Source organism: Methylobacterium organophilum (genome assembly GCF_022179465.1).
GTDB classification, from domain to species: Bacteria; Pseudomonadota; Alphaproteobacteria; order Rhizobiales; family Beijerinckiaceae; genus Methylobacterium; species Methylobacterium organophilum.
In genome coordinates this window covers 95,746-107,192 of the sequence record NZ_BPQV01000017.1, presented here as the reverse complement: position 1 = coordinate 107,192, position 11,447 = coordinate 95,746, and the positions used below count along the sequence as shown (strand labels likewise).

Annotated in this window: 8 protein-coding genes; 3 read left to right on the top strand and 5 right to left on the bottom strand. The window is 70.3% G+C overall.

Annotated elements, in window-relative coordinates; genetic code table 11:
- Nucleotides 1-258 precede the first annotated feature (258 nt).
- Genes MFF21_RS22765 through MFF21_RS22750 form a run of 4 tightly spaced genes read right to left on the bottom strand, consistent with a single transcriptional unit; the run spans nt 259 to nt 4,960 of the window.
- Nucleotides 259-1,254, bottom strand: a complete 996-nt coding sequence (locus MFF21_RS22765; protein ID WP_238314698.1) for an LLM class flavin-dependent oxidoreductase — start codon at nt 1,252-1,254, stop codon at nt 259-261.
- Between the two features lie 46 nt (nt 1,255-1,300).
- Nucleotides 1,301-3,613: a xanthine dehydrogenase family protein molybdopterin-binding subunit gene (locus MFF21_RS22760; RefSeq protein WP_238314697.1), complete on the bottom strand. Its 2,313-nt coding sequence runs from the start codon at nt 3,611-3,613 to the stop codon at nt 1,301-1,303.
- Nucleotides 3,600-4,094, bottom strand: a complete 495-nt coding sequence (locus MFF21_RS22755; protein ID WP_238314695.1) for a (2Fe-2S)-binding protein — start codon at nt 4,092-4,094, stop codon at nt 3,600-3,602. The genes MFF21_RS22760 and MFF21_RS22755 overlap by 14 nt, the downstream gene beginning before the upstream one ends.
- Nucleotides 4,079-4,960: an FAD binding domain-containing protein gene (locus MFF21_RS22750; RefSeq protein ID WP_238314693.1), complete on the bottom strand. Its 882-nt coding sequence runs from the start codon at nt 4,958-4,960 to the stop codon at nt 4,079-4,081. Before MFF21_RS22750 ends, MFF21_RS22755 begins: the two co-directional genes overlap by 16 nt.
- A gap of 285 nt (nt 4,961-5,245) precedes the next feature.
- On the opposite strand from MFF21_RS22750, the gene MFF21_RS22745 reads away from it, so the two are divergent.
- The 3 genes from MFF21_RS22745 to MFF21_RS22735 all read left to right on the top strand — a co-directional run bounded on the left by MFF21_RS22745 (nt 5,246) and on the right by MFF21_RS22735 (nt 10,480).
- Nucleotides 5,246-6,439 carry an ABC transporter substrate-binding protein gene (locus tag MFF21_RS22745; protein WP_238314677.1) on the top strand — a complete coding sequence of 398 codons (1,194 nt, stop codon included), beginning with the start codon at nt 5,246-5,248 and terminating at the stop codon, nt 6,437-6,439.
- 136 nt (nt 6,440-6,575) lie between these two features.
- Nucleotides 6,576-8,435, top strand: a complete 1,860-nt coding sequence (locus MFF21_RS22740; protein ID WP_238314675.1) for a hydantoinase B/oxoprolinase family protein — start codon at nt 6,576-6,578, stop codon at nt 8,433-8,435.
- On the top strand, nt 8,423-10,480 hold the full coding sequence (locus MFF21_RS22735; protein ID WP_238314673.1) for a hydantoinase/oxoprolinase family protein: 2,058 nt from the start codon (nt 8,423-8,425) through the stop codon (nt 10,478-10,480). Before MFF21_RS22740 ends, MFF21_RS22735 begins: the two co-directional genes overlap by 13 nt.
- On the opposite strand, the gene MFF21_RS22730 is transcribed toward MFF21_RS22735, so the two are convergent.
- Nucleotides 10,475-11,404, bottom strand: a complete 930-nt coding sequence (locus tag MFF21_RS22730; RefSeq protein WP_238314671.1) for a LysR substrate-binding domain-containing protein — start codon at nt 11,402-11,404, stop codon at nt 10,475-10,477. The two genes, MFF21_RS22735 and MFF21_RS22730, sit on opposite strands and share 6 nt — an antisense overlap.
- Between the last annotated feature and the right edge of the window lie 43 nt (nt 11,405-11,447).

Sequence of the window (11,447 nt, the reverse complement as noted above, 5' to 3'; positions counted from 1 at the left end):
TACCAGGACCACGACAAGCCCGAGAAGATGTACGCCGAGGCCGGCCTCGACGCACACGGCATCCAAAATACCGTCCTCAACGCATTGCCGGCCAAGCGCGACGACGACAATGTCGTCAGCGTCCGTCGCCGCCAGCGCTGAGATCCCCCCACACTCACCTCGAGCGCGCATCGGAACCCGCTTTTGCGATGACGCCCGGTCGCTGACGGAGAGCGGGCCGGGCGCGGATGGGCCTGTCCCGTTTTCTATGCTCGAGGGTCAGGCGAGCTTCGGCAGCACGTCCTTGCCGATCAGATCGAGCTGCTCGGGCAGTTCCTCGCTCGGCACGATGCAGAGCACGACGGAGGTCGAGCCTGCCTCGAACAGGGCCTGCATGGAGGCCGTTGCCTCCTCGGGCGAGCCGGCGATGCCGATCCAGTCGAGCCACTCGTCGGGCATGTCGCGCTCCACCGCCTCGGCGCCACCCTCATCCAGCATGGCGCTCAGACGCTCGTTGACGCCGTAGACTTCGGTGAGCTGCGTCGGTCCCATGGCGTGCAGGTAGAAGGCGGCGAACTTGCGCATCTTGCGCCGCGCCTGCGCCGAATCCGGATCGATGCAGGCCAGCGCGTAGGTGACGATCTGGAAGTCGGGCGAGAGGCCCTCGGCCTTCCGCAGGGCGGCGACCCGCTCGGCCACCTGCTTCACGTAACGCGGGCCGGCCAGCACCGAGATCTGCAGGCCGTCCGCGATCCGGGCGGTGAGATCGACCGATTTCGGGCCGACCACCGCGGTGAGCACCCGCAGGTCCGGAGCCTTATGAGTAAGGCTGACCTTGTCGAAACTGTAGTAGTCGCCCTTCTCCGTCAGGGTCTCGCCCTTGGCCAAGCGCTTGATGCCGTGGACGGCCTCGGACATCGAGGTCAGGACGGATTTCGGGAACAGGTCCATCTGGCGCATCCAGGCGGGGACGCCGTGGCCGAGGCCGAGATCCCGGAAACGACCCGGGAAGGCGCCGGCCAACGTGCTCGCCTCCATCGCCGCCACCGCCGGATGGCGGACGCGGTTGGCGATGGCGCCGATGCCGACGCGGATCGACTCTGTGGCCTGGAGCGCGATGCCCGAGGTCGCGAAGGCCGAGAGCATGAAATAGTCCTCGGCAATCCAGATCTCGGTGAATCCGGCCGCCTCGACCCGCTGGGCCATCTCGGCGATGCGATTCGGCGGCAGATCGCCGAGGAGGAAGACGCCGACATCGCGCTTCGGTCCGGCCATGGGCTTCGATGCTCCTGGGATGAGGGCGGGGGGACGCCCGGAAGGATCAGGACGTCGCGGTCTCGCGCTCGCCGTCCATAATGGCGGCCAGCACGTCCTCTGGCGTCACCGGGATCTTGCGGATCGGCCGGCCGATCGCGTCGGAGACGGCGCAGGCGACCAGGGCTGCCGGCAGCAGGATCGGCGGCTCGGCCGAGCCCTTGGCGCCGAATGGGCCATCGGCAGAGGGGTGCTCGGTCAGGATCGACTCGACCCGCGGGGTGTTGATCGCGAGCGGCAGGCGGTAGCTGCCCAGGCTCGCTTCCAACGTCCTTCCCTCGTCGTCGATGCGCAGGCTCTCACAGAGGCCGAAGCCGAGCCCTTGGGCCACCCCGCCCTGGATCTGGCCGCGCAGGCTCGTGAGGTTGACGACCTTGCCGACCTCCTGGGCCACGACGTAGCGCTCGATCGTAACCGTGCCGAGCACCGGGTCCACGGCCACCTCGATGTAGTGGACATGGTAGGTCGGGCTCGCGAAATAGGCGAAGAGCAGGCCGCTGGCGCAGCTCGGGTTGTAGGGGACCGGCGGCAGGGCGCTGCGGCCGCTGCCGGCCAGCGTGCCGAGACCGAAAGTCGAGGCCGCCCCCACGGTGGCGAGGGCAACGCGCCGGCCCGGTTGGGCCCGCACCCGCACGAAGCCCTCCGTCATCTCCAGCGCGTCGGCTGAGGCCTGAAGCATCGGCGCGGCGGTCTCGAGGATCCGGCCCTTCAACTCCCGCGCCGCGGCGAGCGCCGCATTGCCCGCGACCTGCAGGGTGCGGCTGCCCTGGGAGCCACCGTCGAAGCCGCCGATATCGGTGTCCGGATCGGGGATCACCACGGCGTCGGGCGCGATGCCGAGCTCCTGCGCCACGATCTGGCGCAGGCCGACCGCGACGCTGCCGGTGCCGTTCTCGTTGGCGCCAGTGAGCAGCACCACCGAGCCGTCCTCCTGGAGCTTCGCCGTCGCCGAGCCCGGCAGCGGGTTTACCAGCCACAGGGCCGGGGCGATGGCGCGCCCGCGCCAGGGCTTGCGTTCGTAGGCGTCCCAGGGCGCCACTTCCTCCACCGCGGCGAATTGTTGGCGCAGGATCGAGGCGTCGTGAAGGACTTGGCCGTTCGGGAGCTTGTCGCCGTCCTTGAAATGGTGGCGCAGGCGGTATTCGCGTCGGTCGACGCCGAGCTTGTCGGCGATGTGGTCCATGTGGGTTTCGAGGGCGGCGTACATCGGCACGCCCGTCACTCCCCGCATGGCCGCAGTCGGCGGGGTGTTGGTGTAGACGAGCCGGGAGCGGGCTCGCAGTCGGCCGACCCTGTAGCTCATCGCCGCGAAGTAGAAGGGGAAGCAGGCGAGGAAGGCCGTCTCGCCGGTATAGGCGCCGTTGTCCATCAGGCAGTCGGCGTCGCGGGCAATGATGTTGCCCTCCGCGTCGAGGGCCGAGCGCAGGCGCACGATGGTACCCTCCCGCGCGGTCGCGCAGGTGATATCCTCGGCCCGGGTGTTCAGGATCTTCACCGCCCGGCCGCCGGCGGCCCGCGACAAGGCGACCGCGTGCGGCTCCACGCTGGTGTCGAGCTTGCCGCCGAAGCCCCCGCCATAGGGATGGCCGATCACCCGCACCCGTGCAGTCGGCATGGCGAAGTACTGACAGAGCCGGGCGCGGATGTTGTAGGGCCATTGCGTGCCCGAATGGACGGTGATCCGCCCCTCGCGGAAGATCCCGACGGCGCCCTTCGGCTCCAGATAGCCCTGATATTGCCGCTGGGTGCGGAACTCATCCTCCACGACCAGGGCCGCGGCGGCGAAGGCCTCCTCGACGAAGCGGGGATTCTCCAGCGTCGCGGATTCGGCGGCCACGTTGCCGTAGCGGGGATAGGGTGTGCCCTCCTGGTCGGCGAGGACGTAGCGGGACAGGTCCGGATGGATCGGGCCCGCGCCCTCGGCGAGCGCCGATTCCATCGAGGCGAGCACGGGCACCGGCTCGATCTCGAGGAGGATCGCGTCGACGGCCCGGCGGGCCTGGTCCAGGGTGTCGGCGGCGACCGCCGCGATCGGCTCGCCGATGTAGCGCACCACGTCGGAGGCGAACATCGGCGTGTCGCGGATGATCCAGCCGGCGAGCACCGGCGGCACGTCCGCGGCGCTGACCACGGCCCGCACGCCGGGCATGCCCCGGGCGCGGCCGAGATCGAGCCGGACGATCCGCCCGGCCGCGACGGGCGCGCGCAGCAGCACGCCGTGCAGCATGCCGGGCTCTGCATAGTCGGCGGCGTAGATCGTCTCGCCCGCGACCTTGCCGAAGGCGTCGGGGCGCGCATAGGCGCCGTCAAAGGTTTCCATCGGGCGCTCCCTGGAGCCGGCGGGCGGCGGCGAGCGCCGCGTCGACGATCTGCGCGTAGCCGGTGCAGCGGCAGAGATTGCCCATCAGGGCCCGCCGGATCCGATCCTCGTCTGGCGCGGGCTCGGCCCGCAGCAGGCTGGTCAGCATGACGACGAAGCCGGGGGTGCAGTAGCCGCACTGGACCGCGCCCGCGGCGACCATGCTCTCCTGCACGGCGCGGGCGACCAGATCCGTCAATCCCTCCACCGTCTCGACATGGTGGCCGGCCACCGCCTCGGCGGGGTAGAGGCAGCTGTTTACGGGCACGCCGTCGACCAGCACGGTGCAGGCGCCGCAGACGCCCTCGTGGCAGCCGCCCTTGGCGCCCGTGAGGAAGAGGCGGTGACGCAGGGCGTCGAGCAGACTCTCCAGGGGGGCGACCGGGAGGATCTCCTCTCGTCCGTTGATGGTGGCGGCGACGTCGGTCATGGCAGGCGGCATGGCGGAGGTCCGGGGGGGCAGGCCGCCGCCGCCCTGGCGCCGTCGCGCAGGGCTCGGGCGAGGAGGCGTGGCAGCACGGCGCGGCGGTATTCGGCGCTGGCGCGCACATCCGTCTGCGGTGCAGCGGGGATCAGGGCGGCCTGTCCGGCTTCCGCGAGCAGGGTGTCCGAGAGGCGCTGCCCGCGCAGGAGCCCCTCCGCGGCCTCGGCCCGGAATGGCAGCGGCGCCATCGCGCCGACGGCGATGCGTGCTTCCTCGACGGTTTCCCCGTCCTCTGCGAGGCTCAGGCGGATCGCGAGCGACACGGTCGAGAACTCCATCCCGCCCCGGCGCGTCACCTTCACGAAGGCATCCGCCGTCCGCGCCGGCCGTGCCTCGAGGCTCACGCCGGTCAACATCTCGTGGGCTCCACGGGCGACACGATGCGGGCCGAGTAGGAAGTCCGCGAGCGGCAGGATGCGGCTGCCCTCCCGCAGGCTCTCCAGCGTGACGGTGGCGCCGTGCACGAGCAGCGGCGGCACAAGGTCGGCATAGGGCGCCGCGTCGCAAAGGTTGCCTCCAATGGTGCCGACGCCCTGGATCTGCCAACTGCCGCTCAGGGCGGCGGCCCGGCGCAGGCCGTCATAGGCTGCGAGCTGGGGCGCCTCGGCGAGTTGGCGGAGCGTCACGGCCGCTCCGATCCAGTCCGGGCTGAGGCCCGCGAGATCCGGCGCGCGTCCGACATGGATCACCGTCTCCGCCCCGCCCCCGCAGCGGCGCAGGCGGGGCGCGATGATGGTCCCGCCGCCCATCACCGCGGCGGCGTCGCCGAAACGGTCGAGAAGCGCGAGCGCCTCGCCCTTGCTGGTTACGGTCAAGAAGTCCAAGGGCTGCTCCCGCTGCGGAGGTCGGTCGAGCTCTGGCGGTGAGCCTATCGGGGCGGCCGAGCGCCGCCCAATACCGACGGTGCCGCTTCTGATGCGTGTCCGGCATCAGAGGCGGAGACCCGAACGATTGATGATCGCTGCGCTTCCGGCCGTGCTGAAGCGGTATTGGTCGCGTCTTTTCCGGGCCGCCTAGAGTTCGTCCGTGCCCCGGAAGACTCCCGCACGGTCCGATGCCGGCGCTTGCCGGGCACTCCCGTCGCCTGTCCGACCTCCAGGAGTCCTCCGATGCTTTCAACGCGTCTTTTCGCGCGCGGCCTCGCCCTGGCCGCTTGCCTTCTGCCTCCGCTGAGCGCCCCCCAGGCCGCGCCCCCCGACATCGTGGTCGGCTTCGCCGTCTCGAAGAGCGGCTGGATGCAGGCCTACAGCGTGCCGCCGATGGTGGCCGCCAAGATCAAGATCGACGAGATCAACGCGGCGGGCGGCCTGCTCGGCCGAAAGATCCGCACCGTCGAGGCGGATGTGAAGACCGACCAGATCCAGGGTACCAAGGCCGCCCAGGAGGTGATCGGCAAGGGGGCCGACTTGGTCGTAGTGGATTGCGACTTCGATGTCGGCGGCCCGGCTGCCCTCAAGGCCCAGGCCGCGGGCAAGATCTCGTTCTTCCTCTGCGCCGGCGACCCGAAGGCCGGCGTCGACGGCATCGGCAAGTTCTCCTTCTCGGGCGGCAACGCGGCGCCGCTGGGCGGCATCGCGCTCGCGACCTGGGCCTATGAAAAGCGTGGCTTCCGCAAAGCCTACGTGCTGACCGACGACACCATCGCCTACAGCAAGTCCGAATGCGCCGGCTTCAAGCACGAGTGGCCGCTCTTGGAGGGGGCCAAGCTCGTTGGGACCGACACCTTCCAGAACGCCGACCCCTCGATCGCCGTGCAGATCAACCGAATCAAGGCGCTCGGCGAGAAGCCAGACGTGATCGCCCTCTGCACCTTCACCCCGGGCGGGGCCAGTGCTGTCCGCCAACTGCGGGCAGCCGGCATCGACACGCCGATCGTCTCCGGCATCGCCATGGACGGGACCTACTGGCTCTCGGCAGTGCCGGACCTGTCGAACCTCTGCGTGAGTGCCTTCGGCTCGATCTACGGTGATGCGCCGGAGCCGGCGCTGGCGAGCTTCATCGACAAGTACAAGGCCCAGGCCGGGGCGCCCGCCACGGCGTATCCGCTGACGGGCTACGCCCTCGTCGAGCTCTGGGCGAAGGCGGTGGAGCGGGCCGGTAGCACGGACACCAAGCCGGTGGTGGCCCAGCTCGAGGCCATGCAGGACGAACCGACTATTCTGGGGCCCCGCGGCTTCAACACTGCCCTGCACATCCAGTCCAAGGCCCGCTACGCGATGATCTGCGTGGAGAAGGGGCAGCCGAAGTTCCAGGGCTACTGGACCGCCGGCCCCGTCGAGAAAGCGGTTCTGATGAAGAACTGAGCGCGATCGGCATCGGTCCCGCGGGATCATGACCCGAACGGCATTGGACGCGAGCGCCTCCGTGCCCGCAAATCGGATCGTCCCGCGGTGGCCGGCCCGGTCCTCGCGCCTTAGGCACGGAGGGAGTGCGTCCACCATGAGCGCGGATCAGCGCGGCGACCGCCCCCACTTGCGCGTGTTGACGGGGGGCGCCTCTCCTCCTCGGGTCGGGACGCCCGCCCGGCGCGCCCCGTCCCACCCGACCGACGTGATCCGGCAGATCGACACCGACATCCTGGGCGGCAAGCTCAACGCGGTGGTCGACGAGATGGCCACCGTCCTAGTGCGGACGAGCCTCAGCCCGGTCATCAACGAGGTGCTCGATTTCGCCTGCTCGGTCTGCGACGCGGAGGGGCGCCTCGTCGCACAGACCAATGGCATCACCATCCTGACCGGCACCATCTCCTGCCAGCTCGCGGCGATCCGGAAGAAGTTCGCCGGCACCATCCGCTCGGGCGACGTCTTCATCAGCAACGATCCTTACGGCGGCAACACCCACACCGCCGACATCACCTTGGTGAAGCCGCTGTTCTTCGAGGGCGAACTCGTCTGCTTCGTCACGGTGACTGCGCATTGCAACGAGCTCGGCGGCAAGGTCGCGGGCAGCCTGTCGCCGGACGCCTCCGACATCTTCCAGGAGGGCCTGCGCATCCCGGCTCTGCGGATCGTGCGCGAGGGCGTCCGCCAGGACGACCTCATCGAGATGATCGCCGGCAATGTCCGCCTGCCGGAGATGACGGTGGCCGACCTTTCCGCGCAGCTCGCCGTGGTGCGGCTCGGGGATCTACGCCTGCGCGAACTCTGCGAGGGCTACGGTGCCGAGCGATTGCGAGCGAGCTTCGCCCGGGTCCTCGATGTCGGCGAAGCCCTGAGCCGTGCCGCGATCCGGCGGCTGCCCAACGGGACTTACCCGGGCCGGGATTGGATCGACGGCGACGGCAACGAGGACGAGCGCCTGCCGATCCAGGTGAAGATCACGATCTCCGGCGACGAGATCCGTGTCGACTTCACCGGGTCCGCCCTCCAGCGCGCGGCCCCGATCAATTGCACCCGCGCCGTGCTGGAGGCCGCGGCTAAGACGGCGCTGCTCGCCGTGGTGCGGCCGGAGACGCCGGCCAATGACGGCTGGTTCCGCCCGCTTACCGTGATCGCGCCCGAGGGCACAGTGTTCACCGCCACCCACCCGGCCCCGACCGGCTGGTGCTACGAGACGGCGGCGCAGGCAATCGACCTCGTCTGGAAGGCGCTGGCGCAGGGCGTGCCCGAGCGCCTGAGCGCAGGCAATTACACCAGCCTCTGCGTCACCTATCTCGGCGGCCGGAAAGCGGATGGCGAATCCGACTTCGTGCTGGTGGAGCCCCATGTCGGGGGCTGGGGCGGCGCGTCGGGCGCGGATGGGGCGAGCGCCCTGATCGCGCCGGCAGACGGCGACACCTTCAGCCATTCCGTCGAGCTGTTCGAGGCCGAGCATCCGATCCGGATCACCCGTTACGGCCTCGCGCCCGGTGGCGCGGCGGGGGCCGGGCGCCATCGCGGCGGCCTCGGCATCCTGCGCGAATACGAGATCCTGGCCGACGGGATCTTCTTCTACAGCAGCTTCGGCCGCTCCCGCACGGAGCCCTGGGGCCTGGAGGGCGGGGAGCCCGGCGGTCTCAACCACGTCCAGGTCGAGAGCGGCGGCACCGTCGAGCGCGGCGCCCGCATCCCCTTCCGCCGCCTGAGGGCCGGGGACCGAATCCGGGTCGTGACCGGCAGCGGCGGCGGCTATGGCGACCCGCTCGGCCGCAGCCCCGCCGCGGTGCTGGAAGACCTGCGCAACGGCTATATCGACCCCGAGACCGCCCGCGACGTCTACGGTGTCGCCCTGATCCCGGGGAGGGACGGCAGCCCGGTCGCCATCGACCTCGAAGCGACCGCCGCCCTGCGCAACCGGGGAGGCAGCCGATGGGACCGCTGACGGTCGACATGGGCGGCACCTTCACCGATGCCGTCTATCTCGATGAGGCGAGCGGAACGCTCCGCACCGCCAAGGCGCTCACCCGTGCCAGCGACTTCGTGGCGAGCCTCCTTGACGTCATCGACCGGCTCGCGGTCCGCCCCGAGGAGGTCAGCTACTTCGCCTTCGGCAGTACAGTGGCGATCAACGCCATCCTGGAGCGCACCGGCGCGCGCACAGCCCTCGTCACCACCGCCGGCTTCCGCGACGTGCTGGAGACGGACCGGGGCAACCGGCCCGACCTCTACAATTTCCGCTACCGGAAGCCGCGGCCCTTTGTGCCCCGCGCCCTCTGCTTCGAGGTACGCGAGCGCCTCGACGCCCGGGGCGCGACGGTGACGCCCCTCGACCTCGACGATGTCGATCAAGTTGCCCGGCGCTGCCGCGAGGAGGGGGTCGAGGCGATCGCGATCCAGTTCCTGCACAGCTACGCCGCGCCCCGCCACGAGGCCCAGGCCGCCGCCCGCCTGCGGGACCTCTGCCCCGGCATCGCGGTCACCGCCTCCCACGAGATCTGCCGGGAATGGGGCGAATACGAGCGGTCCAGCACTGCCGTGTTCAACGCCTATCTCCAGCCGGTGGTGCGGCGGCAATTGGAAGGCGTCGAGCGGGCGCTCAAGGAGCGTGGCTTCCGCTGCCCGCTCTTCGCGCTCCAGTCGAATGGCGGCATCGCGAGCTTCGCCGATGCGATCCGGCATCCGGTGAGCCTGCTGGAGGCGGGCCCCTCTGCGGGGATCAACGGCGCGGCCTATCTCGGTGAGGCCTGCGGCGAGGGCAAGATCCTCTATCTGGATGTCGGCGGCACCACCGCCAAATGCTCCATCATCGATGCCTACCAACCGCGCATCACCGGCCAGTATTGGATCGGCCGCTCGCGCGAATGCCCGGGCTATCCGGTCAAGGTCCCGGTGGTCGACGTGGTGGAGATCCCCGTCGGCGGCGGCTCCGTGGGCTGGATCGACGAGGGCGGCAGCCTCCGGGTTGGGCCGCGCAGCGCCGGAGCGGATCCGGGGCCGGCCTGCTACGGCCGGGGCGGCAGTGAGCCGACCCTCACCGACGCCAACCTCGTGGCGAGCCGGATCCGTGCGGACTACTTCGCCGATGGCCGCCTGACCCTCGACATGGGTGTCGCCCGCGCGGCGATGGAGACACTCGGGCGTCCGCTGGGGCTCGACGCCGAGGCGGTAGCGGGCGCCATGCTCCGGGTCGGCGAGGCGGCGGTCATCAATGCCCTGAAGCTCGTCTCGGTCCAGCGAGGCCATGACCCGCGGGACTTCGTGATGCTGGTCGCGGGCGGCTGCGGCCCCCTCCATGCCGCCCGCCTCGGCCAGGAGCTTGGCGTGCGCGAGATCATCGTCCCGCGCCATCCGGGCTACGCCTCCGCCTTCGGCATGCTGGTCACCCAGCCGCGGCGCGATTTCGTGCGCACCCTGCCTCGGGCCGCCGAGACGGTGGATGCCGCCCTCCTGCCGGGCATCTTCGCCACACTGGAAGCGGAGGCGCGGGACGCCTTCGCCGGCCTGCCGGAGATCGCCGTCTCGGAGCTGTTCTTCGAGTACCGGGTCGATCTGCGCTATGTCGGCCAGCAGCATTGCCTGACCCTGCGGCTCGATTCCGCTGAGGACCGGCCCGCGGACCTCACCCGGCGATTCGCGGAGGCGCATGAACGCGCCTTCACCTTCGAGCTCGATGGCCACCCGGTCGAATTCGTGGCCTACCGGCTGTCCGCTTCCGTCGAGGCGGTGCGCCCGCCTCTGACCCATCCCCGCCGCGGATCGCAATCCATGGAAGCGGCGCTGCAGGGGGAACGCCTCGTCGAGATCCCGGATCAGGGCTGGCAGAAGGTCCGCGTCTTCACCCGCGACCTCCTGCCGGTCGCTCTCGAATGCGCCGGGCCTGCCCTTGTCGAGGAGGCCTCGACCACCACCCTCGTCCTGCCCGGCCAGCGCCTGTTCATCGACGAGGCCGGTCTCCTCCACATCCTTCCGGCAGAGGTCTCCTCATGACGCCGTGCCGGCATGCACGCGGCCCATCGCCGCCGGCTCTGATCCCTGGCCCGCTGCGAAGCGCGCCACCAGAGCGGCGAAATCGACCACGATCCGAGAGGTGTTCTCCCGATGCCAGGCACAATGCAGATCGAAGCTGAGGGGAGTCTCCACCAGGGGCCGTATCACGACGCCGCTGCGCGCGCTCATCTGCACGCCGGCTGGGCAGACACCGATGCCCGCCTCCGCCGCCACGAAGGCCAGCAGCGCATCCTGGTGCGGCACCTCCTGGTGGAGCTGCGGCAGGAAGCCGGCCTTCAGGCACAGGCGCTGAAGGTTCTCCCAGCCCTCGCCGCCGCAGGTCACGAAGCGCTCGCGGGCGAGGTCCGCCAGGGTGAGCTTGGTCTTCAGGGACAGGCGGTGCGAGACCGGCATCACCACGACTGGCAGATCGGAATGGATGCAGCGGGCGTCGAGCCGGACGTCGCGCACCGGGCCCGGCAGGAACCCGCAATCGATCCGGCGGTCCGCGAGCAGTTGCAGCACCGTTTCGGGGCTGCCCTGCGTGAGTTCCAGCTTGGCGTTCGGGTTGTCCCGGCGGAAGCGGCGGATGATCTCCGGCATCGGCCCGCACAGGGCGGCATCGGCGTAGGCGACCGAGAGGAGACCAGTCTCGCCCCGACCCATGCGTTGGGTGGCCTGCACGGCGTCCTTCATCTGCCGCATCAGCTTGCCGAACTGGTCACGGAAGAGCTGGCCGGCCGGCGTCAGTTGCACGCTGCGTGTGCTGCGTTCCAGGAGCTGGACCCCGAGGATCGCCTCGAGGTTCTGGATCGTCCGGCTCAGGGCCGGCTGGGCGATGTTGAGCTGGTTCGCGGCCCGTCCGAAATGCAGTTCGGAAGCGACGGCCAGGAACGCCCTGACGTGGCGGATTTCGATGACCACGGGCGGCAACCCCTTCTCTCGGACCGCCGGAGCGTCAGCAAGA

Excerpts from the sequence above, each read along its gene's own strand:
- MFF21_RS22765 (WP_238314698.1), bottom strand. The coding sequence starts at position 1,254 with ATGGCCGGACCGAAGCGCGATGTCGGCGTCTTCCTCCTCGGCGATCTG.
- MFF21_RS22760 (WP_238314697.1), bottom strand. The coding sequence starts at position 3,613 with ATGGAAACCTTTGACGGCGCCTATGCGCGCCCCGACGCCTTCGGCAAG.
- MFF21_RS22755 (WP_238314695.1), bottom strand. The coding sequence starts at position 4,094 with ATGCCGCCTGCCATGACCGACGTCGCCGCCACCATCAACGGACGAGAG.
- MFF21_RS22745 (WP_238314677.1), top strand. The coding sequence starts at position 5,246 with ATGCTTTCAACGCGTCTTTTCGCGCGCGGCCTCGCCCTGGCCGCTTGC.
- MFF21_RS22740 (WP_238314675.1), top strand. The coding sequence starts at position 6,576 with ATGAGCGCGGATCAGCGCGGCGACCGCCCCCACTTGCGCGTGTTGACG.
- MFF21_RS22735 (WP_238314673.1), top strand. The coding sequence starts at position 8,423 with ATGGGACCGCTGACGGTCGACATGGGCGGCACCTTCACCGATGCCGTC.